Annotated in this window: 25 protein-coding genes and 1 pseudogene; 11 read left to right on the forward strand and 15 right to left on the reverse strand. The window is 73.2% G+C overall.

The window, feature by feature from the left end:
- Positions 1-15: 15 nt before the first annotated feature.
- From PV410_RS29620 to PV410_RS29630, 3 genes are all read right to left on the reverse strand, one after another.
- Positions 16-360 (reverse strand): nitroreductase family protein, encoded by a 345-nt coding sequence (locus PV410_RS29620; protein ID WP_500328829.1) that lies wholly within the window; start codon positions 358-360, stop codon positions 16-18.
- Positions 273-671, reverse strand: coding sequence for a nitroreductase family protein (locus PV410_RS29625; RefSeq protein ID WP_500328830.1), 399 nt, complete (start codon positions 669-671; stop codon positions 273-275). The genes PV410_RS29620 and PV410_RS29625 overlap by 88 nt, the downstream gene beginning before the upstream one ends.
- 157 nt (positions 672-828) lie before the next feature.
- Entirely contained in the window at positions 829-1,497 is a 669-nt protein-coding gene (locus PV410_RS29630; protein ID WP_500328831.1) for a TetR/AcrR family transcriptional regulator, read from the reverse strand.
- A 215-nt stretch (positions 1,498-1,712) separates the two neighbouring features.
- Between PV410_RS29630 and PV410_RS29635 the strand changes: the two genes are divergently transcribed.
- On the forward strand, positions 1,713-2,597 hold the full coding sequence (locus PV410_RS29635; protein ID WP_500328832.1) for an alpha/beta fold hydrolase: 885 nt from the start codon (positions 1,713-1,715) through the stop codon (positions 2,595-2,597).
- A 73-nt stretch (positions 2,598-2,670) separates the two neighbouring features.
- On the opposite strand, the gene PV410_RS29640 is transcribed toward PV410_RS29635, so the two are convergent.
- Entirely contained in the window at positions 2,671-3,912 is a 1,242-nt protein-coding gene (locus PV410_RS29640; protein ID WP_500328833.1) for an FAD-dependent oxidoreductase, read from the reverse strand.
- Positions 3,913-4,026: 114 nt separating this feature from the next.
- On the opposite strand from PV410_RS29640, the gene PV410_RS29645 reads away from it, so the two are divergent.
- Complete coding sequence (locus PV410_RS29645; protein WP_500328834.1) at positions 4,027-5,250, forward strand: cytochrome P450 family protein; 1,224 nt, start codon at positions 4,027-4,029, stop codon at positions 5,248-5,250.
- 101 nt (positions 5,251-5,351) lie between these two features.
- Here PV410_RS29645 and PV410_RS29650 read toward each other — a convergent pair whose 3' ends face one another.
- The 3 genes from PV410_RS29650 to PV410_RS29660 all read right to left on the reverse strand — a co-directional run bounded on the left by PV410_RS29650 (position 5,352) and on the right by PV410_RS29660 (position 6,634).
- Positions 5,352-5,822 carry an SPW repeat protein gene (locus PV410_RS29650; protein ID WP_500328835.1) on the reverse strand — a complete coding sequence of 157 codons (471 nt, stop codon included), beginning with the start codon at positions 5,820-5,822 and terminating at the stop codon, positions 5,352-5,354.
- A gap of 141 nt (positions 5,823-5,963) precedes the next feature.
- Positions 5,964-6,353, reverse strand: coding sequence for a hypothetical protein (locus PV410_RS29655; RefSeq protein WP_500328836.1), 390 nt, complete (start codon positions 6,351-6,353; stop codon positions 5,964-5,966).
- The gene (locus PV410_RS29660) at positions 6,350-6,634 is read right to left on the reverse strand and encodes a ribbon-helix-helix domain-containing protein (protein WP_499509169.1); all 285 of its coding nucleotides are present in this window, start codon (positions 6,632-6,634) and stop codon (positions 6,350-6,352) included. The genes PV410_RS29655 and PV410_RS29660 overlap by 4 nt, the downstream gene beginning before the upstream one ends.
- 127 nt (positions 6,635-6,761) lie before the next feature.
- Between PV410_RS29660 and PV410_RS29665 the strand changes: the two genes are divergently transcribed.
- The 3 genes from PV410_RS29665 to PV410_RS29675 all read left to right on the forward strand — a co-directional run bounded on the left by PV410_RS29665 (position 6,762) and on the right by PV410_RS29675 (position 8,977).
- Positions 6,762-7,427: a maltokinase N-terminal cap-like domain-containing protein gene (locus tag PV410_RS29665; protein WP_500328837.1), complete on the forward strand. Its 666-nt coding sequence runs from the start codon at positions 6,762-6,764 to the stop codon at positions 7,425-7,427.
- 75 nt (positions 7,428-7,502) lie between these two features.
- Entirely contained in the window at positions 7,503-8,081 is a 579-nt protein-coding gene (locus PV410_RS29670; RefSeq protein ID WP_500328838.1) for a hypothetical protein, read from the forward strand.
- Between the two features lie 101 nt (positions 8,082-8,182).
- A complete protein-coding gene (locus PV410_RS29675) occupies positions 8,183-8,977 on the forward strand; it encodes an SDR family NAD(P)-dependent oxidoreductase (RefSeq protein ID WP_500328839.1) in 795 nt (264 codons plus the stop codon).
- Positions 8,978-9,018: 41 nt separating this feature from the next.
- On the opposite strand, the gene PV410_RS29680 is transcribed toward PV410_RS29675, so the two are convergent.
- Positions 9,019-9,879: a phosphotransferase gene (locus tag PV410_RS29680; RefSeq protein WP_500328840.1), complete on the reverse strand. Its 861-nt coding sequence runs from the start codon at positions 9,877-9,879 to the stop codon at positions 9,019-9,021.
- 46 nt (positions 9,880-9,925) lie between these two features.
- Here PV410_RS29680 and PV410_RS29685 point away from each other — a divergent pair, with 46 nt between their 5' ends.
- Positions 9,926-10,381, forward strand: coding sequence for a GNAT family N-acetyltransferase (locus PV410_RS29685; protein WP_500328841.1), 456 nt, complete (start codon positions 9,926-9,928; stop codon positions 10,379-10,381).
- 27 nt (positions 10,382-10,408) lie between these two features.
- Here PV410_RS29685 and PV410_RS29690 read toward each other — a convergent pair whose 3' ends face one another.
- The 4 genes from PV410_RS29690 to PV410_RS29705 form a co-directional block, all read right to left on the reverse strand.
- Complete coding sequence (locus PV410_RS29690; RefSeq protein ID WP_500328842.1) at positions 10,409-11,119, reverse strand: hemerythrin domain-containing protein; 711 nt, start codon at positions 11,117-11,119, stop codon at positions 10,409-10,411.
- Between the two features lie 162 nt (positions 11,120-11,281).
- Positions 11,282-12,025 (reverse strand): hypothetical protein, encoded by a 744-nt coding sequence (locus tag PV410_RS29695; protein ID WP_500328843.1) that lies wholly within the window; start codon positions 12,023-12,025, stop codon positions 11,282-11,284.
- A gap of 45 nt (positions 12,026-12,070) precedes the next feature.
- Positions 12,071-13,135, reverse strand: a complete 1,065-nt coding sequence (locus PV410_RS29700; protein ID WP_500328844.1) for a dipeptidase — start codon at positions 13,133-13,135, stop codon at positions 12,071-12,073.
- Positions 13,132-14,439, reverse strand: a complete 1,308-nt coding sequence (locus tag PV410_RS29705; protein ID WP_500328845.1) for an amidohydrolase family protein — start codon at positions 14,437-14,439, stop codon at positions 13,132-13,134. Before PV410_RS29705 ends, PV410_RS29700 begins: the two co-directional genes overlap by 4 nt.
- Positions 14,440-14,538: 99 nt before the next feature.
- On the opposite strand from PV410_RS29705, the gene PV410_RS29710 reads away from it, so the two are divergent.
- A complete protein-coding gene (locus PV410_RS29710) occupies positions 14,539-15,297 on the forward strand; it encodes an IclR family transcriptional regulator (protein WP_500328846.1) in 759 nt (252 codons plus the stop codon).
- A complete protein-coding gene (locus tag PV410_RS29715; protein WP_500328847.1) occupies positions 15,294-16,244 on the forward strand; it encodes an ornithine cyclodeaminase family protein in 951 nt (316 codons plus the stop codon). The genes PV410_RS29710 and PV410_RS29715 overlap by 4 nt, the downstream gene beginning before the upstream one ends.
- Here the strand turns inward: PV410_RS29715 and PV410_RS29720 are convergent.
- A pseudogene (locus PV410_RS29720) lies at positions 16,147-17,133 on the reverse strand (RNA-guided endonuclease InsQ/TnpB family protein); the annotation flags it as partial. The gene PV410_RS29715 and the pseudogene PV410_RS29720 sit on opposite strands and share 98 nt — an antisense overlap.
- A 194-nt stretch (positions 17,134-17,327) precedes the next feature.
- Here PV410_RS29720 and PV410_RS29725 point away from each other — a divergent pair.
- Positions 17,328-18,527, forward strand: coding sequence for a CaiB/BaiF CoA transferase family protein (locus tag PV410_RS29725; protein WP_500328848.1), 1,200 nt, complete (start codon positions 17,328-17,330; stop codon positions 18,525-18,527).
- Positions 18,528-18,607: 80 nt separating this feature from the next.
- On the opposite strand, the gene PV410_RS29730 is transcribed toward PV410_RS29725, so the two are convergent.
- Positions 18,608-19,414 (reverse strand): DUF6461 domain-containing protein, encoded by an 807-nt coding sequence (locus tag PV410_RS29730; RefSeq protein WP_500328849.1) that lies wholly within the window; start codon positions 19,412-19,414, stop codon positions 18,608-18,610.
- 112 nt (positions 19,415-19,526) lie between these two features.
- On the opposite strand from PV410_RS29730, the gene PV410_RS29735 reads away from it, so the two are divergent.
- Positions 19,527-20,168: a TetR/AcrR family transcriptional regulator gene (locus PV410_RS29735; RefSeq protein WP_500328850.1), complete on the forward strand. Its 642-nt coding sequence runs from the start codon at positions 19,527-19,529 to the stop codon at positions 20,166-20,168.
- Entirely contained in the window at positions 20,165-21,670 is a 1,506-nt protein-coding gene (locus PV410_RS29740; protein WP_500328851.1) for an MFS transporter, read from the forward strand. Before PV410_RS29735 ends, PV410_RS29740 begins: the two co-directional genes overlap by 4 nt.
- Here the strand turns inward: PV410_RS29740 and PV410_RS29745 are convergent.
- Positions 21,642-24,914 (reverse strand): family 78 glycoside hydrolase catalytic domain, encoded by a 3,273-nt coding sequence (locus PV410_RS29745; protein WP_500328852.1) that lies wholly within the window; start codon positions 24,912-24,914, stop codon positions 21,642-21,644. The genes PV410_RS29740 and PV410_RS29745 overlap by 29 nt on opposite strands.
- Between the last annotated feature and the right edge of the window lie 23 nt (positions 24,915-24,937).

Genomic DNA, 24,937 nt, shown 5'->3' on the forward strand with positions numbered 1-24,937 from the left:
GCTGCGCCGTCCCGCTCAGGCAGCCGGGTCGTCCAGCTCGATGCGGGCACCGTCAGCGTCCGGCGGCCACAGGGGCTCGGGCACCCGCGCCCCGAACGACGCGCCCCACCGGTTGCGCGACGAGACCTCGTGGACCGGACGCCGGTTGGCGGCGACCCCCCAGCGGCCCAGTGGATACCCGAACGCCAGCATCGCGATCATCCGCCAGCCGTCCGCGGTGGGCACGCCCAGCAGGTCGCGGACGGTGTCGGCCTCGTAGCGCAGGACCGTGGTCAGCACGCCGCCGATGCCCTCGGCTCCCGCGGCCAGCAGCGAACTCCAGATGGCCGGGTAGATGTTCGCGCCGCCGTGGTCGTCCACCGCGAAGACGAAGACCAGCAGGGGGATCTCGGCGAAGTGCTCGACGAAGTGGTCCCCGGAGCTCTTGATGCGCCCCAGGGACTTCGCCCGCCGTGCGGGGTCCTCGTGCGGTGCCGTACCGAGCCGGCCGGCCTCGATGTCGGCGTACTCCCGCTGCCGGCAGGACGCGTAGAGCTCGGCGAGCCCGCCTTGAGCCCGGGGTCGTCCACGGCGAGGAAGTGCCAGCGTTGCGTGTTGCCGCCGTTGGGCGCCCGGATGGCGGCGTCCAGGATCCGGCACCGGCTCTCCATCGGGAGGGGATCCGGCTTCATGGCGCATGATCCGGGTCGTGTAGAGCGCTTCGTAGACGTCCACCGGTCAACTCCCAGGGCGCGAGCGGCGGTTACGTTACAAATATTCACCGTAACACCAACGGAAGTCGCCTGCCCGCGCCCTGGACCGCCCCGGCCTGCGCCGCGCCCGGCCGGATCAGCCGGAGCCGGCGGGGCGCACCGCGATGGCGGGCCAGACGGTGTCGACGAGGCGGTCCGGGATGTCCGCACCGGATCCCCCGGTGCGCAGGTAGTCCGCGAAGTAGCTGCCGAAGCAGAGGGTCACGACGGTGTCGAGGTCGACGTCCTCACGGACCTCGCCGCGCTCGCGGAGCCGCCGCAGGGTCTGCGCCAACTCGTCGCACCGCGGCCCGACCCCGTGCTCGCGCAGCTGCTCCAGCAGGCCGGGTGCACGTTCGACCTCCGCCATGAAGTTGCCGTGCAGGGCCATCGCGCCCTTGTTGTGGTACCGCGGATCGAGGCGGCGCACGGCCTCACGGAACGCCTCGACTCCGGACAGCGCGTCCATGTCGACGTCCGGGTACGCCTCGCGCTGGGCGCGCAGTCCGTACTGGAGGGCGTCGACGACCAGGTCGTACTTGTTCGCCCAACGCCGGTACAGCGTGGGCCGCGTGACCCCGGCGTCGGCGACGATGTCCCCGATGGTCATCTGCGCATACCCGTCGGCGACCAGCCGCTTGCGCGTCGCCCGGATGATCGCCTCCTCGATCGCCGGGTCCCGCGGCCGGCCACCGGCCCGCGAGCCGGCGCCGCGGTCGGCCCCCTTGTCGTCCTTGGCGCTTCCGGTGCGGTCGTCGCCGCTCATCCGCGGTCCTCTCTGTGCCCGGACACGGCCACATGCCATCGATTGCGGGCGTTACATTACATAAGTGTAATGTAACGGCCCCTCACTTCACCACGCGGACGCCTCTCGCGGGGTGCGGGCGCCGCGCCGGTGGGGGTGCCGAGCGCGGGCGGCGCAGCTATCGTACCGACTGGACGGTATGAGCCGATCCCCCGCGAGCCCCCAAGGAGCCCCGCATGCCGCGCGCGAAGTCCAACGGTATAGAGCTCGAGTACGACACCTTCGGCAGCGCCGGCGATCCGGCGCTGCTGCTCGTCATGGGCCTCGGTGCGCAAATGACGCTGTGGCGTCCGGAGTTCTGCTCCGCGCTCGCGGACCGCGGTTTCTTCGTGGTGCGCTATGACAACCGCGACGCGGGCCTGTCGACCGGTCTCGACGAGCACCCTGTCCCGGACATCGGCGCCGTGCTGTCGGGCGACCCCTCCAGCGTCCCCTATCTGCTGGCCGACATGGCGGACGACGCCGTGGGGCTGCTGGACGCGCTGGACATCCCGGCCGCGCACGTCGTCGGCGCCTCGATGGGCGGCATGATCGCCCAGCAGCTGACGATCGACCACCCCGGCCGGGTGCTGTCGCTGTGCTCGATCATGTCCACCACCGGCGACCGGTCGGTCGGCCGCGCCTCGGCGGAGGCCATCGCGGCGATGCCCGGCTCGAACGGCGTCCCCTTGACGCGCGAGGCCGTCATCGACGACGGGGTCCGCAGGTCGGCCGTGATCGGCTCCCCCGCCTACCCGCCGGCTCCGCAGGAGCTGCGCGAGCGCGTGACCGCCGCCTACGACCGGGCGTACCGCCCGGAGGGCTACGTGCGCCAGTACGCGGCGATCCTCGCCTCCCCGGACCGCACGCCGGGCCTGCGGTCGGTGGCGGTACCGACGGTGGTCGTGCACGGCGAGCAGGACCCCCTGATCGACCACAGCGGCGGCCGGGCGACGGCGGCCGCGGTCCCCGGCAGCGAACTGCTGCTGATCCCGGGCATGGGTCACGACTTGCCGGAGCAGGTGTGGCCGGCGGTCGTCGACGCGATCGCCCGCAACGCCGCCAGGGCCACCGCCGCCTGAGCCCGGACACCCGGTCCGGTCGTGCATGGCGGTGTCCGGCCCGGCCTGCCGGAGCCGGCCCGGACACCGCCACCTACCGCAGCCGCCGCACCGACGCCGCCGGCGGACGCTCGCGCAGGGCGCCGTAGCCGATGAAGTACGCGGGCACCCGCTTGAGCCAGGGTGTGGAGTTGAGCAGGCCGGCGAGCCGCCCCGCGCGATCCGCGTCGCCGAGCGGGGAGCGTCCGGCCAGCACCGGGGCGACGAAGCGGCGGTGGGCCAGGCGCTGCAGGGCCTGCGTGGCGGCCGTGGTCGGCCACCGGCGGAACTGGACGGCGCGTACGTCCCGCAATCCGACGCTGCCGCGGCGCAGCGGCTCCACGAGGTGGCGCGCGGTGGCGACGGCGTCCTCGACGGCGAGGTTGATGCCGATCCCGAAGACCGGCGACATCGCGTGGGCGGCGTCGCCGATGCACAGCAGCCCCGGGCGGTGCCAGCGCTCCAGCCGGTCGCAACGCACGTCGAGGAGCTTCACCTCGCCCCAGGAGCGCACCGCGCGCACGCGGTCGCCCAGCCACGGCACCGCGGCCGAGTACGCGGCGAGGAAGCGGTCCAGGCCCGCGGCCCGGCGGTCGGCGTCGCTGCCCTTGGGGATCAGCGCGGCGCACTGCCAGTACTCCCCCCGGTCGATCATCGCGGTGAGGAAGCGGTCGCCGACTCCGGCCACCAGCCCCTGCGGGTCGCCCGGGTGCCGCGGCACCCGGAACCACCACGCGTCCATCGGACAGCCGAATTCCCGCAGGCCCAGTTCCGGCCGCGACCGTGCCAGTGACCCGCGGCCGTCGCAGGCCACGGTCAGGGTGGCCCGCAGTTCGCCGCCACCGCCCTCCGCGGTGCGGTAGCGCACGCCGGTGATCCGGCCGCGCTCCTCCAGGAAGGAGGTCGCCTCGGTGCCCATGCGCAGGGTGAACGTCGGCTCGCGGCGGGCCTCGTCCGCCAGGAGCGCGAGCAGGTCCCACTGCGGCACCATCGCCACGTAGTTGTACGGGCCCCGCAGGGTGGAGACGTCCGAGACGGTGACCAGGGACCGCCCGGGCCCGATCGGCAACTGGACGGTGGTGACGCGGCGTTGCGGCAGGGCGGCGAAGCGCTCGGCGAGGCCGAGTTCGTCCAGCAGGGCGAGGGTCGAGGGGTGCACGGTGTCGCCGCGGAAGTCGCGCAGGAAGTCGCCGTGCTTCTCCAGGACGGTGACCTCCACCCCCGCCCTGGCCAGCAGCAGGGCGAGCACCATGCCCGCCGGGCCGCCGCCCACCACGCAGCAGGTGGTCCGTTCCATCGCAGCCCACCCTCCGCCGTCATCCGCATCCCGGCCCCGATATAACGGGACATATTATCCTTGAACGGTGCACATTGATGCCGTCATGAGGTGCCACGCACTCCCGGAGGCCTGATGAGCCAGCAGCCGGTCACCCTGCCCTTCACCGATCCGGCCTTCGTCGCCGATCCCTTCCCCCTCTACCAGGAGCTACGCCAGGAGGGCCCGGTGCGCCGCGCGGTCATCCAGGGCGAGCTGGAGGCCTGGCTGGTCACCCGGTACGAGGACGGCCTGGCGGCCCTGACCGATCCACGGCTGAGCAGCGACGTCCGCGACGCCGCGGACCCGCGGCTCATGGCGCGGCTGCCCACCACCGAGCGCGAGTCGATGATCCGCACGATGCTGCGCGCCGACCCGCCCGACCACACCCGGCTGCGCCGGCTGGTCTCCAAGGCGTTCACCGCCCGCCGGGTGGCCGAGCTGGAGCCGCGGGTCCAGGCCGTCACCGACGAGCTCCTCGACGCGATCGTCCCGGCCGGGCGCGCCGACCTGGTCGAGGACTTCGCGCTGCCGCTGCCGGTCACGGTCATCAGCGAACTGCTCGGCGTGCCCGTCTCCGACCGCTACGACTTCCAGCGGTGGACCGACGACATGGTCCTCCAGGGCCCCCAGCCGCCGGACCCGGCCAAGATCGAGGCGGCCTGGAAGCAGATGCACGGCTACCTCACGGCCCTGCTGGACGCCAAGCGGGCGCACCCCGGGGACGACCTGCTGAGCGCGCTGATCGCCACCCACGACGACGAGCAGCGGCTGGACCGGCACGAACTGATCGCGATGGCCTTCCTGCTCCTGGTCGCCGGGTACATCACCACCGTCAACCTCATCGGCAACGGCATCGCGGCGCTGCTCACCCACCCGGACCAGCTGCGCATGCTGCGCGAGGACCCTGGGCTGCTGCCCGGCGCGATCGAGGAGTTCCTGCGGTACGACGGGCCGGTCAACCCCGGCATCGCGCGCTTCGCCCGCGAGGACCTGACCATCGCGGGGGTGGCGATCCCGCGGGGCGCGACGGTGGTGGTCGCCTCCGCCATCGCCGACCGCGACCCGGCGCGGTTCGGCGACCCGGACCGCCTGGACATCACCCGGGGGGACAACGCCCACCTCGCCTTCGGGCACGGCATCCACTACTGCCTGGGGGCGCCGCTGGCCCGGCTGGAGGGCAGGATCGCCATCGGCACCGCCCTGCGCCGGCTGCCCGGACTCGCGCTGGCCGTTCCGCCCGGGGAGCTGCGCTGGCGGCCGCGGGTGCTGCGCGGCCCCTCGCGGTTGCCCGTCACCTTCGGTTCCACCGACAGCTGAGGCCGGGGCGCCCGGACCGGGCGCCGGCCGTGTCCGCACGCGTACCGCCGGGCGAGCCGTACAGGGGGCTCGCCCGGCGGGGCGGATTCGGCGGGAGCCGGTCAGATGCGTGAGCCTCCGGTGGGGCCCCTCATGTCCGAGGACTTCCCCCGGCCCGTGCCCGGCCGCATCGAGGACGCCGCCAGCGCGAGTGCCAGAGCGATGACGCCGACCACCACGTTGTTGACGATCGTGCGCGTCGTGTCGACGTTCCCCGCGATGCACCACGGCGAGATGATCGTCCACAGGCCGATGATGGCGGCGGCCCACGCCATGGAGTGCGTGCGCTCGAACGCCCTGCCCACGCCGCCCATGAGCATGGCGTACGCGATGCCGGCTATCAGGTTGCCGACGGCAATCGTCGACAGGCCGTTGAAGCCCACGATCCAGGGGGACGCCGCCAGGTAGGTGCCGGTCACCAGGCCCATGGCCTCGATCGCCTGGCCCCGGTTGGTGGCGGTCGTCCGTTCGTACTCCGCGCGCAGCGCCAGCAGGTCGGGGTGCTGCTCGATACTCGGTCGCGTAGAGGCCATCTAAACCATCCCCACTCATTTCGGACGTTTCACCCCACACTTACCCATGATGCGGCGGTCGAGACGTGGAGATTCGCGCGGGACGGTACGAGCGGCCCGGAACGCCCTGGTCACGGGGTCCAGGAGCGTGCGACGGGGCGGTCAGACGATCTGCTCGGTGTCGATCCGGGCGTCCACGCGCTTGTAGGCGTCCGGCTGCTGGGTGAGCACCGGAAGACCGGTGGACAGCGCCAGGTGCGCGGCGTGCGCGGTGGCGATGTCCGTCGCGCGCTCGTGGGCGATCTGCGCGACGGACCAGCAGGTGGCCTCGCCGAGCGCCCGGAAGACGAAGCAGGGCGCCGCCAGGGCGTCCTGGAGGCGTTCGTACACCTCACCGAGGACCGACTCGGTCAGGCCCTGCGCGAAGGGCACCGCCGGGACGTACAGCGGCACCGCGGTCTGGGCCGAGCGGATGACCCGGGCGACCATGTACGGCCGCCCCAGGGCGAGAGCCCGGACGGCGGTGTGGTCGAGGATGTACCCGCCGCTCACGCCGCCTGACCCGGGTCCGCGGGCGGAGCGGTCTCGAAGCCGCGCCGCGCGTCGGCGGAGGCGACGGCCTCGAGGGCGGCCTCCCACTCGCCGGGGTGGTCCTGGCGGGCCCGTGCGGCGAGCCAGTCGACGGCGCGCAGGGCGCGTTCGGTGCGCTGGAGCCGTTCGGTGACGGCCGCCTCGATGAACGCGGACCGGTTGCCGCCGGGGCCACCGGCCAGCTTGTCGACCGCGGCGACAGTGTCCTCGTCGAGGGTGATGGTGACCTTCTGCTTCGCCATACGGTCACCATACCGATGTATGGCCGCACGGGGGGGACGATCGTCACCCGACCGGACGACCGCGTGTCGGACCCGGATGGGACGATGTCCCCCGCAGTTACGGACTCAGGGGAAGGCTGTACCGGCCATGTCGCTCATCCACCACACGACGCTGACGCCGACCAAGCTGGAGCTGCTCACGCAGTGGCTCCCCCGGCAGCCCTGGTACGCGGGCACGGGACGGGCGCCGGAGCTCGTGAAGGCAGGCGGTTTCCGCCTGGACGACCCCCTGGGCGAGGTCGGGGTGGAGTTCATGGTGGTCACCGACCAGGACGGCGCCGCGTACCACGTGCCCATGGCCTACCGCGGCGCGCCGCTGGCCGGCGCCGAGGACGCGCTCATCGGCACCACGGAGCACGGGGTACTGGGCAAGCGCTGGATCTACGACGGCGCGCACGACCCGGTTGTGGTGGCCCAGTTGACCGCCCTGGTACGAGGTGAGGCCGAGGCGCAGGCCCAGAGCCTCAGCGACACGCCCGACCCGACCGTCGCCCGCCACTACGCCGGCCCGGTGGACGCCGCCGTGTCCGGCGCTGGATCCGTGACCGACGGCCCGGAGGCCACGACCGACGTCACCCTCGACGCGGGCCCGGCCGGGCGCCTGGTCCTCCGCGTGACGCGGGCGCTGCGCCCCGGCGCTGTCGACGGCACCGCGGGCGGCGCGCTCGGTCACGTCGACGCCCGCTGGCAGCAGCCGGACGGCACCGAGGCCCGAGCGGTCTTCGCCGCCCTCCGGAAGGCCGCCGCCGGCTGAGCGGCGGGGCGACTGAGCCACGGCGACGATCGCCGAACTGCCGTGCGCGCAGGGCGCTTTCGGTAATCTCCCGCCATGAAGATCATGGGGGGTGTGGCGGTGGGAGCCGTCTTCGGGACGGTCACCTCGCTCGTCAACGCGCTGTCGTCGCCGTACACCGAACTCGGGGCCCCGGTCACCGGCACCCTCTGGGGCGGCGCGGCCAAGGTGCTGAGCCTGCTGCTGGACGCGGGCTGGTCCTGGGCCGCGCTCGCGGTGGCCGCGGGCCTGCTCGCCGGGACCAACGCCCGCGGCATGCTGGCCGGACCGCTGGCGCTGATCGCCGCCACGGCGACGTACTACCTGACCGACCGCCTCCTCGTGGACGCGGGCAGCGACGTCCTCCTCTGGGCGGTGGTCGCGGTGTTCTTCGGTCCGATGCTGGGCATCGCCGGCGCGGCCGTCCGGCGGCCCGGCCTGACCGGCCTCCTGGCCGCGTTGACGGTGCCGGTCGGTGCCGCCGTCCAGATGGTCGTACTGCCGCCCCGGCCGCATATGACGGTGACCCCGGCGATCGCCGTGGCCGAGGCCCTGGTCTGGACGGCCGCGGCGGCAGGCGCGGCGTGGGCCGTCCACCGCTTCCTCGCCGAGCGGCGTGCCGTCAGGACCGGGTGACGGCCCCTGCTCACCGAGCGGGGGGAGGCCGCCTGGCGGAGACTGGGGAGAGCACGGTCGTGCCGCCGTGATCGTCGAACGGGTCGCCCCAGGGAGCGGACATGCGCATCGACCTCACCGGACGGACCGCCTTGGTGACGGCATCGACGCAGGGCATCGGAGCGGCCATCGCGGCCGGGCTCGCACGGGCCGGAGCCCGCGTGGGCGTCAACGGCCGCGACCCGGACCGCGTGGACCAGGCCCTCAAGGAGCTGCGGGACGAGGTGCCGGACGGCGAGTTCGTCGCCGTCGGAGCCGACGTGGCCACCGACGAGGGCGCCGAACGGGCCCGCGAGGCCGTGCCGGACGTCGACATCCTCATCAACAACCTCGGCGTCTACGGCGCCAGGGACGCACTCGAGATCGACGACGCCGAGTGGCGCCGGTACTTCGAGGTCAACGTCCTGTCCGCCGTCCGCCTGACCCGGATGTACATGCCGCGGATGCTGGAGCGGGACTGGGGCCGCATCCAGTACATCTCCAGCGAGTCCGGCGTGGCCATCCCCGTCGAGATGATCCAGTACGGGATGACGAAGACGGCGATGCTCGCCCTCGGGCGCGGCTTCGCGAAGAAGGCCGCGGGTTCGGGCGTCACGGTGAACTCGGTCCTGGTCGGTCCGACCCGTACCGCGGGCGTGGAGGAGTTCGTCCAAAGGCTCGTCGACAGCGAGTTGCCCTGGGAGGAGGCGCAGCGCGTCTTCATGCGCGAGCACCGCCCGCAGTCACTGCTGCAACGCCTCATCGAGCCGGCGGAGATCGCCAACATGGTGGTGTACCTCAGCTCCGACCTCGCGTCGGCCACCACCGGCGGCGCCGTGCGTGTCGACGGGGGATGCGTGGACGCCATCGTCCCCTGAGGCGGCGTCAGGCGCCGGGTCGCGTCAGTCGCCGGGTCGCGTCAGTCGCCGGGTCGCGTCATCCGTGCCGTGCGCTCCAGCCAGGCGGCCGTGACCGAGCTGTGTCGCTCGACGACGTCCTCCGGTTCCCCGTTGAGCAGGGCGAAGGCCACCTGCTCCAGGCCGAAGGTGAGATACCACGTCCACGCGCGGTGCAGGGTCGGCCGGTCGACCGCCGCCGCCACCTTGTCCCAGCCGTGCCAGGCCAGGCAGGCGGCGTCGACGGCCGGGTCGAACGGCTGGGCGAGGTCCCAGTCCAGCACGCCGACCACGCGGCCGTCGTCGCTCCAGTGCAGGTTGCCGCCGGCCAGGTCGCCGTGGACCAGGGACGGTTCGACCGGGGGAAGGTCCAGGGCGGCGCCCACGCGGCGGCGCGCCTCGGCCCGCCACGTGCGCGGCAGCCGGGGGACGACGTCGCGCTCCATCATCTCGGCCCACCGGTCACCGCCCGCGTATTCGTGCGCGGCGCCCAGCAGGCCCTGGAGGTCGCGGCAGTCCACGCCCTTCAGCGCCCGCAGCAGCCCTGCGAGGTGTTCCGGTCCGCCACCCCCGCCCCGGGGTGCGGGCGTTCCTCCCAGCCAGGACAGCGCGACAGCGGTGTGCCCCGCCACCCGGACCACGTCGGACAGCGGGCGCGGCACGGCGAAGGGCAGGTCCAGGGCGCCCAGGCGGCGCAGCAGCTCCATGCGCCGCGACAGCGCCGCGACCGCGGTGGGGTTCCTGGCGACGCGCACGACCGCTACGCCCGGAAGCAGCACCACATGGTGCGAGCCACCGACCGCGAGGGTCGCGCCGCGCAGGTCGCGTCCTGGCAGCAGGGCCGCGGCCACGCTCAGCAGTTCCTCGGGCACGTGATCGACCATCACCGCAGCGTAGGGCCCCGGCACGTGACGCGATAGCCTTTCGATCATGGCGGACTGGAACATACGGCCGGCTGCGGCCACGGACGTCGAGGCGGTGGCGGAGCTGCGCGCCGTGGCGATGCGGGCCGACCTGGAGCGGCTCGGGCGGTACGACGAGCACCGCGTGCGGCAGCGCCTGCGGGACGCCTTCGCGCCGGAGCACACCTGGGTCATCGACGTGGGCGGCGGTCTCGCCGGCTGCGTCGCCCTGCGGCCTGCCGGGGACGCCCACTGGCTGGAGCACTTCTACGTGGATCCGCGCCTGCAGGGCGGCGGCATCGGCACGGCCGTACTGCGGGAGCTGCTGGAGCGGTGCGACCGGGACGGCGTCCCGGTCAGGCTGAACGTGCTGCGGGGCAGTGCGGCCCGGCGGCTGTACGAGCGGCACGGGTTCACCGTCGACACCGAGGATCCGGTCGACGTGTTCATGGTCCGCGAGCCCGCCGCCGTGTGCGGCGGTTGACCCCTGGGGGTCGCCGGAACGATCCGGTCAGCCGCGCGGGCGCTCGTCGCGCCGGCCGGCGCGGGGCGGCCTGGCCGTTCCGTGCAGCTTCTTGGCGTAGGCGCGGTACCGCCTGCGGGACCGCATCGGCATGAGCACACGGACGCGCAGCGGGGCGCCCTTCAGGAGCCCCTTCATGACGACGGGGTCGCCCTCGTAGAGGGTCATCCCGAACTGCAGGTCCAGGCGGTTGCGCGGCGTCACGGACGCGCCGTGGCCCCCGAGTTCGGCCCACTCCGCGGCCGTGATGTGCCGCTCGGCCAGCGGCAGGATCGTCTCCTCCTCCAGCCGCATGTGCTCGAACGCGATGCGGTTCAGCCGGTCGGCGATCTCGGCGGCCATCGTCCCCTGCGTGGAGGAACCGTTGACGCGCCAGCTCCGGACCGCCCCGGCCAGTTCGTCGCAGACGGCGTGCAGCTGCTCGTGCTGCTCCTCCATCACGTGTACCAGCGGGGCGAGTTCGTCACTGACACGCTCCAGGAGCCGGGGCCACAGCCCGATGTCCTCGCCTTCGTGGTGCCCGATGAGCGCGGAGAGCATGATGTCGACGTGCTCGGCCACGACGCGGGCCCTCGCCAGGTCGCCGTCGGCGACGCCCCGCACCAGCGCGGGCGTCAGCCCGAACTCCCGCCGGAACATCGTGTGCACCACGTGCATCTCCTGGACGTTGGCCATCGGCACGGCGTTGTCGGTGCTCATCTGCTCTTCCCGGTCGGAGACACGTTGCACGGCGGCCCCGGGCACGGCGAAGGCCCGCATCACCCGGAAGCCAGATACTTGCTTCGTCAAGTACATAACCGGCCTGCCGCGCATGTCAACCCGGCCACGACCGTCCCGGCCCTGCTCCGTGCGCCGCCGTGGTCAGGCCTCCTGCGGTCGCATCAGTGCCAGGTCCGCGCCCCACGCGTCCAGCACGGCGCCGTGCCCGGCCCGGCGGGCCGCCGTCTCGACGCGGGCGAAGAGCTCCCGCTGCGCGGACACGTCCCCGGTCGCCGCAATGGTGTCCGCGGCGTCGAGCAGCATGCGGGCGTCCCAGCCGGGCAGGGGGAACCTGGCGAGTTCCCACTCCAGGTACTTGTTGTACGGGCGGGGGCGCCGGTCGAGGGCGAAGAGCAGTTCCAGCAGGAACCCGATGCTGTCGGCGGCGTCGAGCCGCGCCGCGAGCACGTGTCCGTCGCGGTCGTTCTTGAGCGAGCGGTAGAGGGAGTTGGCGTAGGCGTCGAGCCACCGGCCCGCGTCCCGGGACGCCTCGACGGCGTCGAGCCGCGCCTTGGCGGCCACGATCCGGGCGACCCCGCCCCCGAGCCGGTCGAGCACGGTCCGGGCGCGCGCGAGGGCGTACCGCTCGAACCCCGGCATTCCGGCCGCGCGGAACTCCTCGAGGGAGACGATGACGAGGTCCAGCTCCGGTGTGCGGTGTCCTGCGAAGCGCGTGAGAGCCGTCGTCGCTCCGTCAGCGACGACGACGTACAGGTCGTGGTCGGAGTGTTCGGTGGCCATGCCCTCGTGGGCCCGTGAGCCTTTGAGGACGAGTCCGACGACAGCCGGGTCGGCGGTCGCGATGTCGACGAACGCTTCGTAGGTGAGGGGCTGCCGAGAGGTCACTCACTTGCTCCGGGGGTGAGAAAGGTGTGCCCGGGCCTGGGCCGGTTACGCCCAGACGCGGGACGCGTAGTCGAGGAAGTTGCGGCCGAGGATCTTCTCGATGCGCTCGGAACGGTACCCGCGGCGTTCCAGGAGGCGGACGAGTTCCCGGAACTGGTCGACGCCACGGAGGTCGACGACAAACGGGTAGGTGTCGGCGCGTTCGCCCGCGGCGCCGACGCCCGCCTCGCGGCGCCGGCCGACGTGTTCGGCGAGGGCGGTGCGGTAGGCGTCGAGGTCGTCGACGGGGGTGATGGTGCCGTCGGTGCCGATGCCGACGTGGTCCTCGCCGCAGACGTTGACCGCGTGGTCGATGTGCTCCACGACGTCGGCGGCGCGGGCGTGGCCGGACGGGTTGAGGAAGGGCATGAAGTAGATGCCCACGAAGCCGCCGCGGGAGGCGACGAGGCGGAGTTCCTCGTCGGTCTTGTTGCGGGGCAGGTCGGTGAGGGCCCGGCAGCCGGTGTGGTTGACGGAGACGGGCTGCCGGGAGGTCTTGGCGGCCTCCAGGCAGGTGCGTTCGCCGCTGTGGGAGAGGTCGACCATCACCTGCTGGTCGTTGAGTGCCTCGACGACCTCGTGGCCGAAGGGGGTCAGCCCTCGGTTGGCGGGGGCCATCGATCCGTCGCCGATGTGGTTGGCCTGGTTGTACGTCAGCTGGATGACGCGGACGCCCGCCTCGGCGAAGGTGGCGACGCGTCCGGGGTCCTCGCCGACGGCCACGGCGTTCTGGAAGCCGTAGATGACGCCGATCCTGCCGTCGGCGTGGGCGCGGTGGACGTCGGCGACGGTGCGGACCTTGGTGAGGTCGGCCGGGTGGTCGCCGATGATGGCGTCCCAGACGTCGATCTCGCGCAGGGTGTGCTCGAACGGGGGCAGGTCACCCATCGTGTAGCCGAGGGTGATGTTGACGGCGGTGAGGCCGGAGGCGTGGGCGTCGGCGAGGGCGCGGGCGTCGATGGTGAGCTGGTCGCTGGAGGGGTTGAGGTGGGCCGCGGCTTCGGCGGACGCGGGGGCGTTGGGGTTGTCGAGCTGACCCAGCGCGTTGACGATCACGGGGGTGGGGTTCACCGGCGCTCCTCGAACTCGGCGCGGTCGAAGCGGTGTCCGCGCTTGACGGTCAGGGTGACGCTGCGCAGGTTGGCGATGTCGCGCAGCGGATCCTCGTCCAGGACGACGAAGTTGGCCAGCTTTCCGGGTTCGACGCTGCCCATGGAGTCCTCGGTGCCGGCGGCACGGGCGCCGATGAGCGTGGCCGATCGCAGGACGTCCGCGATGGGGATGCCGCAGCGTTCGACGAGGAAGGCCAGTTCGTCGTGGAGGGCCGGGAAGGCGGCCCCGGGGGCGGTCTCGTGGTCGGTGCCGGTGGAGATGGCCACGCCCGCCCGGTGGGCCTGGGCGGTGACGGCGGCGGCGAGCGCGGTGTTCGCGCGGGCCCGGGCGGCGTCCTCGGGTCCCCCGCCGGCCAGTTCGTCGCTCTCCCACATGCAGGCGGTGGCGTCCAGGACGGTGCCGCGCCGGCGCATGAGGGCGAAGAGCCGGTACAGGTGCGGGTCGTCCCCGGCGGTGAACCGGGCGTGGTCGACGGGGGGTTTGCTCTTGTAGCTGGTAAGCCCGTCGGGGGCGCCCTCGAAGGCGAGCAGGGTGACGTGGGAGACCGTGTCGACACCGGCGGCGACGACCTGGCCGGGCGTCGCCGGGAACACGGTGGCGTGCGCCCAGACGGGGATGCCCTGGCGGTGGGCCTCGGCGGTGACGGCGGCGACCAGGTCCGCGTCGAGGTCCGCGTAGACCTTGATGGCCGCGGCGTACGTACCGCGGGCCATGGCGACCGCGAGGGGCAGGTCGGTGGCGGCGGTGACGGCCTGCATCCAGGGCACCTCGCCGGGCACGGCGCCCTGGGAGACCTGGTGGGTGCGCGGGTCGTCGAAGAACCCGGGGCCCGCCATCAGGGCGGCGTAGCGGATGTCGGGGCCGGGGATCTCGCCGACGAGGGTGGCACGGGCGAGGTCGCCGATCTGCCGCAGGTCGTCGGCCATGTCCCGGACGGCGGTGATGCCGCTGTGGACGTGACGGCGCAACGCCGCCTCGGCCGCGGGACGGTCGGGCGGGGTGGCGAGGTGCTGGTGGGTGTCGATCAGCCCGGGGATGACGAAGCGTCCGTCGAGGTCGAAAACCCGGGCGCCCTCGGGGAGCCGGGAGGCGAGGTCGGCGTCGGGCGCGACCGCGGTGACCTTCTGCCCGTCGGTGACGATGGTCGCGGGCCGGGGCGGCCGGCCGGTGCCGTCGAAGAGGGTCGCGCCGCGGTAGACCGCGGTCGTGCCCGCGGCGGGCGCCGCGTAGGGGGTGGGGGCGCCCCGGGACTGGTCGGCCATGCTCACCTCGACTGTTGCAACCTGCGTAACATCTGTATCGTCTGGGGAAACGCTCGGTACTGTACTGCAGCCGCCGGAGATCGAGAAGGAGTGGCCGCGATGCCCGAGGCCCCGCGTACCGCGGTGGACAAGGCGCTCGACCTCGTCGAGGCCGTCACCCGTGCGCCGCGTCCCGTCCGCCTGACGGACCTGGCCGGCGAGGTCGGCCTGCACCGCGCGACGGCCTACCGGATCCTGCTGGACCTGGTGCGCAGGGGCTGGGTGCTGCGGGCGGGTGACCGTTATCTGCCCGGCACCGCGGTGCTGCGGATGTCGGCGGCCGCGGCGGGGAACTCACTGAACGCCCTGGCCCGCCCGGTGCTGCAGGAGCTGTCCGACCTCACGGGGATGATGGTCAACCTGCAGGTACTGGAGGCCGACCGGGCCCGGGTGATCGACGTCGTCCGGCCGGAACGCCTGGCTATGATCAGCCACTTGCTGGGCGAGGCGCTGCCGGTGCACCGCTTCGCCGGGCCGCTGGCGCTGGTCGCGGCACTCGACCCGGCGGCGCGCGCGCCCTACTTGCGTCCCGCCGAGGCCGAAGGGCACCCGCTCGACGGGGACGACGGACTGCTGGCCGACATCGCGCGTACGGAGCGGACGGGGGTGGCCGTGGAGCGCGGACGCAACGAGAAGCTGGTCGCCTCGATCAGCCGCGCCGTGACGCCGGTCCCGGGCGCCCCCGTCTGCGCGCTCACCGTCGTCGGGCCGGACGCGGAGTTCGGTCAGGCCCGGCTGCCCGCCCTGGAGCGGGCGCTGCGTGACGCCGCCGACGAGCTCCGGCGCATTCTGACCGATCCTCAGGGAGCCACGTCATGAGCGGTCTCCTCGTCCTCGACCGGACGCAGACCCGGGCCGCGCTCGACGCCCGCCGCGTCGTCGACGCCGTGGCCACGGCCCTCGTCGCGATCAGCCGCGGCGAGGTGTCGGCGCCGCCGCGGATCGCGGCGCGCACCCCGGCCGGGTTGCTGGGCGCGATGCCGGGCCATGTTCCGGGGCTGGGCCTGGCGGCGAAGCTGGTGTCGGTCTTCGGCGATCCGGCGCTGCCCGGGCGCAGTGCGCACCGGGGCATGGTCGCGTTGTTCGACGAGCACGACGGGCGCCCGCTGGCCCTGATGGACGCCGAGTCGCTGACGGGCGTGCGCACCGCCGCGGCGGCCACGCTCGGGGCGCGGGCGCTGGCCCGCCCCGGGGCGCTGCGTCACACCGTGGTCGGCACCGGGGCCCAGGCCCGCGCCCAGATCGACCTGCTGGCGGAACTCCACCCGGCCGCGGAGGTCGTCGTCGCCGGCCGTGACCCGCGGGGCGCCCGTGAGGCCGCGGCCCGCCACCCGGGGGCGCGCGTGGCGGAGGGCATCGAGGAGGCGGTGCGCGGGGCCGACGTCGTCTTCTGCTGCACCGGGGCGACGCGTCCGGTCGTACGCCGCTCGTGGCTCGCGCCGGGCACGCACGTGAGCTCCGTCGGCGGTTCCCACGGCCCCGAACTCGACGCGGAGACCGTTCGGGACGCCGCGCTGTTCGCCGAGTGGCCCGGCGCCGCCGGCTCCCCTCCCCCGGCCGGGGCCCACGAACTGCAGGGTCTCTCCCCCGGCCGGGCGGTCGTCCTGCTCGGCTCCGTGCTCGCCGGTGACCACCCCGGACGCGGCGAGGCCGGCGGGCTGACCGTCTTCAAGTCCACGGGGCACGCGGCGCTCGACGTGGCCGCCGCCCATGTCGTCCACGCCGTCGCGCGTGCGGAGGGACTGGGCACGACCGTGGACATTTGACATCCTCCCCGTCCCACAGGACGGGGATTCCTGGCTCACGTGGGCTGGGGACCAGCGGTCCGCCAGCGCTTACACGATCAGCACCAGCCGGGTTGAGACCAGCCCGGACCAGCATCACGCGGGCGGAGTTCTTGTCCCTGGGAGACACGGCTCCGCACGCGGTGCAGGTGTAGGTACGTTCCGAAAGAGGAAGTGCGTGCTTGGTTCTCGCTCCGCACGACGCGCAGTCCATGGTGGTGTGCGTGGCATGCACCAGGCGGACGTCCCGCCCGTGCTTGCGGCCCATCTCGATCAGCGCCGTCTTCGTCGCGCCGATCGCAGCGTCCGCCGCCTTGCGCGCCATCGTGGTCTTCGCGAGGAACCTCGGCCGGAAGTCCTCCACCGCGATGACATCGTGGTCGGTCACCACGCGCTTGGCCCACTTGCGGGCAGTGTCCTGCCGCCGGCGAGCGATCTTCCTGGACACCTTCGCGGCGGCCCGGCGGGCCTTGCCGTAGCCACCGGTGTCGGGCTTGTTCCTCGGCGTACGCCGACGGGCCATCATCTTCTGGTAGCGGGCCAGCTTCGCCGCAGCGGTCCTCCCGTGCTGGGCGTGGGGCAGGTCGTGGATGTCGCTGGTCGTGGTCGCGGTCTCCTTGACGCCCCAGTCGATACCGATCACCGCGCCGGTGGCGGGCAGCGGCTGCACCTCGACGGACACAACGAACGAGGCGTACCAGTGGCCGAGGCTGTCCCGGTACACGCGTACCGACGTGGGATGGTCGGGCAGGTCGCGGGACCACACCACGGTCAGAACGATGCCACCGGCCAGGTGCAGACGTCCGTCCTTCAGTCGAAAACCCCGGGCGGTGTAGTTCAGCGACGGTGCGGCCTCGCGCTTGCGCTTCATCCCGTCGTCACGCTGCGGAACCTAACAGCGCCCACTGACAACGAAAGAGAACGCAGCTCAGAACCGACACGCAGAGAACTCCGTCGCTTCACGGCTCCCACCCAAGCACCAACACCTCCCCGGCCTGAAAGCCCGGGCACCCTGGGAGACACCAGGTGCACGATTCCTACCGCAAGAGACCAGGAGCGCGAGCCTTGCAGCAGCCACAGCAACCGTCACAGCACCGGGCACAGCGGCAGCCACTGGACGGCGTCACCGTCGTCTCCCTGGAGCAGGCCGTCGCCGCGCCGTTCGCGACCCGTCAGCTGGCGGACCTCGGCGCACGGGTGATCAAGGTCGAGCGGCCCGGCGGCGACTTCGCGCGGGAGTACGACAAGGCCGCCAAGGGTGAGTCCGCGTACTTCGTCTGGTGCAACCGCGGCAAGGAGAGCGTGGTCCTGGACCTCAAGGAGGAGGGCGACCGCGCGCTGCTCGACCGGATCCTGGCGGAGGCGGACGTCTTCGTGCAGAACCTCGCCCCCGGTGCCGCCGGGCGGCTGGGCCTGGGCGCGGAGGCGCTGCGCGCGCGGCATCCGCGGCTGATCTGGTGCGGTGTGTCGGGCTACGGCAACGACGGGCCCTACGCGGCGAAGAAGGCGTTCGACCTGCTGGTGCAGTGCGAGTCGGGGCTGGTGTCGCTCACGGGCACGCCGGACAGCCCCGCGCGGGCCGGGATCTCCATCGCCGACATCGCGGCGGGGATGTACGCGTACACCGGCGTCCTGACCGCGCTGTACGAGCGTGAACGCACCGGCGAAGGCAGCGCGTTCGACGTGGCGATGCTCGACGCGCTCGGCGAGTGGCTGGGGCAGCCCCTCTTCCACGGCCTGTACGGGAGCGCGCCGCTGACCCGCAGCGGCGCCCGGCACCCGTCGATCTCGCCGTACGGCCACTACCGGGCGGGCGACGGCGGGGAGGTCTTCGTCAGCGTGCAGAGCGACCGCGACTGGGTCGCCCTGTGCGAGAAGGTGCTGGAGCGGCCCGGGCTGGTCCGTGATCCGCGGTTCGCGGACAATCCGCTGCGCCACGCCCACGACGACGAGCTCACCGCAATCCTGGAGGAGCACTTCGCCGCCTTCACCGCCGACGAGGTCCTGGAACGCCTGGACGGCGCCGGGATCGCGAACGCCCGGCTGCGGTCGGTCGCGGAGTTCGCGGCCCACCCGCAGCTCGAGGCCCGCGACCGCTGGCGGGAGTTCGGCACGCCGTCCGGCCCGCTGCGCGGGCTGCTGCCGCCGGTGACGGTACGCGGCCGCGAGGCCCTGATGGGTCCTGTCCCGGCGCTGGGCGAGCACACGGACGCCGTTCGCGCCGAGTTCCGCGGCGCACGGGAGGGGACGGAGGGCGGTCGGTGAGCGACCACACGGCGATCGCGTCGGATCGACGGCTCGTCCCCCAGCCCGAGCTCACGGGCCCAGGCACGTCGCGCTGCGGGTCAGGGAGCAGGTGACGAAGGCCCGCGGATGACCATCGGTGCTGCGGCCTCGGCGCGGGCGCGAGCCGTGGCGCTCTCGACCTCGTCACGGGTGACTTCCATGTAAAAGCGTTCCCCATGGGCGTCGGTGATGTCGATGACGATGCCGGTCCACTCCTCGGCGGGCTCCTCGGGTACATGCCCGAGCTGGTATTCGGCCTCCCGAAGCAGTTCCTCGGTCACCCGGACCCCGGTCAGCCGCTCGGCGAGGGCAAAGGCCGCGGCCTTGGTGTCGACGCCCCCGCCTGTCCCGTATTCGTCGTCCGACAGCGCCCATCCGACCTCGAGGATCGACGCGTTGAGGGCATCGGGGGTACTGCCTGCCCTGACTGTGGGCCGCTCGAACGTGGTCCGGAGTTCCCCGTCCTCATACCAGTGGAAGAAGTCCATGGGCTTGCCTCCGTTGCTGGAGTGCACCACGGCGCGCCCGCCCGCCGACAGGGCCTCCAGGAAGCGCGGCTGCATCCCCGTGCCCCCCTCTCCGACGTGCAGGACGAGCGTCCAGTCGCCGCCTTCACCCGGGACGGTGAACGCGCCCGCGACGAAGGAGTCGTCCCAGTAGTCCATCGGGTCGCGCAGTTCGTCCTGCCGCTCGATCAGCGCGTCGGCTCCCGTACATGTGCCCTGGGGCTCCGCCCCCATCACTCGCAGCACCTCCCCCGGGGTGACACCCCGCGCCAGGGTCAGGGTGTACCCACACTCCAGCGCGTAGCCGAACAACGGAGAGGAACGTATCCAGGCATGGTCATGTGCGGTCGCCGAGGTCATGCATCACAGTCTGCCCGCCGCCACCGACAGGTCCGCGAAAGGGGCCCGGCGTCGGCACAGCTCGCGGTCCTTGCCGTAGACAGTGTCTACGGGCTGCTGGTAGACACTCCCCATGACCGATGGCGGCTCCCTGCGGGAGCGACTTGTCGATGCCGGCGTGGACCTCGTACTGGCCGGGGGCACCGCGTCGGTGGGGCTGCGCGAGATCGCACGGCGGGCGGGGGTGTCGCACGGCGCGCCGCGGCGCCACTTCCCCACGCACGATTCCCTGCTGTCGGCGATCGCCCGGCGCGGATTCGAGGACCTGCACGCGCGCTTCGCGACCGCGACCGCCACCGCGGACGCGGCAGCACCGCGTGCCCAACTGGCGGCCGCCGCACGGGCGTACGTCGGGTACGCGCTGGACCACCGCGGCATGTTCGAGCTGATGTTCCGCCACGACCTGCTGGACGGCGCGCCGCAGGGGGACGGCGGTCCGCGGCTAAGGGAGACGTCGCTGCCCCTCTTCGAGGCCCTCGTCGAGCTCGTCACCCGGTGCCGGGCCGAGCAGGACGCCGCCGTGGTGGCCACCACGCCGCCCGCCCCGGTGACGGCCGCCGCCCTCTGGTCGAACCTGCACGGGCTCGTCCAGCTGTGGACCTGGGGCAGTCTCCAGGTCGTCCTGGGCGCCGACGACCCGGGCGAGGAGTCGCTGCGCCACGAGCAACTCCTCACTGCCGTCCTCGACGCCCACCTCGGGCCGGTGCCCGCGTGATCTCCCCCGCGCGGCAGCGGCTCGCGCTGGCGGCGAGCGTCGCAGGGGCCGCGGTCGTCGCCCTCGACGGTGGCGTCCTGCTGGTGGCGCAGCCCAGCCTGCAGCGGGATCTCGGTGCGAGCGTCGCCGAGGTCCAGTGGACCAGCACGGGCTACCTGGTGGCGGTGGCGGCACTGCTCGTGCTCGCGGGCCGGCTCGGGGACCGCTACGGGCACCGGCGCCTGCTCTGCGCCGGCGTGCTGGGTTTCGGGGCGGCGTCGGCCGGGATCGCCGTCGCGGGCGGCGTCGGGTGGGTCATCGCCCTGCGCGTGGCCCAGGGCGTGTTCGGCGCGCTCCTGCAACCCGCGACGCTGGCGCTGCTGCGGCTGGCCTACCCCGAGGACCGGCTGGGACGGCCGATCGCCGTCCGGACGAGCGCGCTCGCGGTGGCCGCGGGGGCCGGTCCCGTCCTCGGCGGCCTCGTCGTGGCGCACCTGGGATGGCGCGCGGTGTTCTGGATCAATGTCCCCCTCGCGCTGGCGATCGCCGTGCTCACGCTCGCCGTCCGGGTGCCCGTGCCGCAGCGGCCGGACGACGGCGGAGGCAGGGTCGGCATGGCCGGGGCGGCCCTGCTCGCGCTGGCGCTCGCGGCCCTCGTCCACGCCCTGGCGGGCATACCCGAGCGGGGGTGGACGGCTGCCGGTACGGTGCTCGAAGTCCTCGCCGTGGCGGGCGCCCTCGCGCTGCTCGTCGCGTACGAGCGGCATGCGAAGCATCCCAACGTGCCCCGCGCGGTGGCCCGTTCTGTGCCCGTGACGGCGTCCGTCGCCATCCTGCTGGTGACGACCGCGGGGCTGTTCGGCACATTGTTCCGGGCCACGTTCTACCTGCAGGACGTGCTGCGTCTCGACCCGCTGGCCACGGGTCTGAGGGTGCTCCCGCTGACGGCGCTCATGGTGCTCGGCGCACCCGTCGCGAGTGCCGCGCTGCGCCGCTACGGCCCGCGCCGTACCGCCCTGTGCGGCACGCTCCTGGTCGTCCTGGGCATCACGCTGCTCTCGCGGTCCGGGCCGGGCAGCGCGTGGGCCGCCATGGCCGCCGCGTTCGCCGTGCTCGGCGCGGGCTTCGCCACCGTCATGGTGACCGCCACCGCTTCCGTGGTCGGCGACGCGCCGCCCGGGTACGCCGGGGTCGTCGGAGGCCTGAAGCAGACGGCGATGAACGTCGGCCCCACCCTCGGCATCGCGGTCGCGGCCGGCACCACGGGTACGGCCGGGGTGCCGGGCGCGACGATGAGCACCACCCTCGTCCTCCTCGCCGGGCTCACCGCGCTCGGCCTGCTCCCGGCGTCGCTGCTGCCCCGGCCCGCACGGGCATCGGCCTCGCCGGCCGGCCCACCGGCTCGGAGACGTCGAGGACCACTGCTGAACGCCGCCGCCCCGGCCGGCCGCACGGGGAGGTGCGGCCGGCCGGGGCGGGTCGTACCGGCCGGGGTCAGGCGCCGGCGCGGTAGGTCGAGGTGAACGTCCAGTCGCCGGAACCGACTTCGTAGATCCGCTCCCCGTCGGCGGAGCGGACGAAGCGGGCGCCCTTGGGCGCGGCCACGTCACCGGAGGTCACCGGCACGTGCACCTCGGCCGTGGTGCCCGCGGGTACGGTGAGCCGCAGCCGGTACGCGTCCCCGTCCAGGCGCCAGGAGGTGCCGGCGGTGCCGTACGGGGTGCGGTACGAGCCGGAGGCGGAGGTGAGGCCGGCGACGAGGGCCGGGTCGACGAGGAGTTCGCGGTAGCCGATGGAGCCGGGTGCCTGCTGGATGCCCGCGAGGCGGGCGGTGAACCAGGCGTCGATGGCGCCCAGCATGAAGTGGTTCTGGGACTGGCCGGGGCCGCCGTCCCAGCTCTCGCCGAGCGTGGTGTTGCCGTGCAGCACCTGGTAGCCGTAGCTGGGGCTGGTGGTCTGGGTGGCGATCCGGCCGACGACGTCGTCGTGCCCGGACTCCGAGAGCACCCGGAAGGCGGCGGGCAGCGAGATCTCCCCCAGGTTCAGGTGGAAGTCCGCCGCCTCGACGCTCGCGACGAAGTGGCCGAGCAGCCGGTCGCGCTGGTCGGCCGGGACGGCTCCCATGTCGAGGGCGAGCGCCTCCGCGCCGTGCCCGCCGCCGCCGAAGGTGCCCTGCGCGGGGTCGTAGTACTTGTCCGCGAGGGCTTTGGCGCTCGCGTCGGCCTTGGCGCGGTACCCGGCCGCGGCGTCCTGGTCGCCCAGGAGCGCGGCTATGCGGCTCATGGCGTCGACGACGCGCCAGTAGCCGTAGGTGCCGGCCACCGCGCGGGGGAAGGTGGTGTCCGGGGTGAACCAGTCGCCGAGGCCGTAGTCGAGGATGCCGCCGGAGACCTTCTCCTCCAGGAAGGTCACGTACTTCCGCATCTGCGGGTAGTAGGTGGCGAGGGTCTCCTGGTCGCCGTAGGTGGTGTAGAGCTGCCACGGCACCAGGACGAAGGCACCGCCCCAGTTGGAGTCGTTGCGGTAGCCGCCGGGCAGGGCCGTGTACTCCGGGGTGGTGGAGGTGATCAGGCCCTCGGGGGTCTGGCCGTCGGCCATGTCGCGGACGATCTTGCGGAGCTGGGACTCCATGTCGTAGTTCGCGGCGAGGGTGGGGAAGACGAGCTGGTCCTGCTCCAGCCAGCCGAGCTTCTCGCGGCTCGGGCAGTCGGTGAGGACGCTCATCATGTTGCCCTCGATGGAGCGGCGGATGAGGGAGTGGATGCCGTTGACCAGGTCGTTGGAACTGGTGAAGTCACCGGCCGAGGTGTTGTCGGTGTGCAGCACCTTGCCGCGGACGGTCACCGTCGCCCCGGCGGGCAGGCCCTTCAGCTCCAGGTAGCGGAAGCCGTGGTAGCCGTACTCGGGGTGCCAGGTCTCGGCACCGGAGCCGCTCGTGGTGTAGCTGTCCCACAGGGGCCCGCCGACGTTGCTGATGGACTGGAAGGCGTGACCGTCCTTCAGGCTCTCGGCGGGCACGATGCGGACGGTGGTGCCGGCGGGTGCCCGCACCGTGATCTCGGGCCAGCCGGCGATGTTGCGGCCCAGGTCGAAGACCCGGCTGCCCTCGGCGCCGGGCACCTCCTTGCCGGTGAGGGTCTCGACGACCCGGATCGGCTCGGTCTCGCGGGCGCTGAGCAGGGCGGGCGCGTCCGCGGTGCCGGGACCGGCGACGGTCACGGCCTTGTCCCAGCCGGCGCGGCTGCCGCGGGGTTCGTCCCAGTGCGGAACGGCGCGGCGCGCGTCGTAGTCCTCGCCGCCGTACCAGTTGGAGGACGTGGTGGGGCCGAGCGTGGTGCGCCAGTCGTCGCCGCTGCCGATGCGGCGGACGGTGCCGTCGGCGAGGGTGACCTCCAACTGGGCGATCAGCTTGGGGTCGCTGATGTTGCCGTAGAGCTTGCGGTAGCGGTCCGCGGTGCTGACGACGTTCGAGATGCCGTTGCCGACGGAGACGCCGACGGTGTTGCCGCCGGTGCGCAGCAGGTCGGTGACGTCGTAGGTGGCGTACTGGACGCGCTTGGTGAAGGTGGTGTTGGCGGGTTCGAGGACGGCGTCGCCGACCTGCCTGCCGTTGATGGTGGCGTCGTAGACGCCGAGGCCCGATACGTACAGGCGGGCGCTGCGCACGTGCTTCGGCAGGGCGAAGTCCTTGGTGAACAGGGGCAGTCCGGACGGCAGCCAGGGCTTCGGCGGCTGCCGGCCGGTGACGGCCGCGGCCTGGGTGAAGGGCCCGGTGGGGGTGTCGGCGGTGGCGAGGGTGTAGTCGGTGGGGAAGCCGGGGACGCGGCCGTCGTCGGTGAGGACGTCGGCGCGGGGGTAGAGGGCGACCTGATCGAAGGTCTTCGCGGACTTCAGGTCGAGGGTGAGCGTGACGGGCTGCTGGGAGACGTCCGGTCCGGTGTGCGCCGCGCTGGAGTAGCCGGCGGCGGTCTGGAGGCCGCTGTTGGGCAGGCCGTCCACGGCGAGGGCCGGTTCCCAGGTCTTGCGGAGGGTGGTGGACTCGGACGCGGTGACGGCGGCACCCTTGGCGAGACCCGTGGTGCCGGAGGCCGCGTCGCGGACGTCGATCTCGCCGAGCTGCAGGCGCCAGGTGCGGCCGGGGAAGTCCTCCTGCAGGGGCAGGCCGAGGCGGGTGACGTCGAGGCGGAGGTAGCGGGCCGTGGTGCGGGGCAGTGTGACGACCACGGGGGTGACGTCGCGTTTGCCGAGCTGCCAGTCGGCGTTGGTGATCCAGTCGGCCTGCCAGTCGCCGCTCTTGGTCAGGCCCGTCTCGAAGGACGCGGGCGTGCTCCAGTCGGCGGTGTGGTCCGCGCCGTGCGAGCCCGTGGCGGACCAGAGCATGACGCGCCAGTAGACCCGGGTGCGGGAGCCGAGCTGCTTGCCGGCGTAGACGGTCTGCGGGACGGCGGAGGCGACCTTGCCGGAGTCCCACAGGTCGGGGCGGCCCTGCCGGAGCCTGGTGGGCGAGGTGGCGGCCTGGACCCGGTAGGCGGTCTGGACGAGCCCCGGTGAGCGGCCGGTGAGGGCCCAGCTCAGTTCGGGGGTGGTGTCGTCGATGCCCAGGGCCTGGGTGAGCTTCTGGGTGCGCAGGTCGGTCGCGGTCAGCGACGCGGGGGCGCCGGCCTCCGCGGTGACGGCGGTGGGCAGGATCGTGACGAGCGCGGTGAGACCGGTCGCGAGGGCGAGGGCCGGGGTACGCCTGGTGCCTGCGCGCGGGGGTCGGGGCATGCGGGTGCTCCTTGACGGCGGTG

It is taken from the genome of Streptomyces sp. PA03-5A (genome assembly GCF_033792725.1).
Classification (GTDB): Bacteria; Actinomycetota; Actinomycetes; order Streptomycetales; family Streptomycetaceae; genus Actinacidiphila.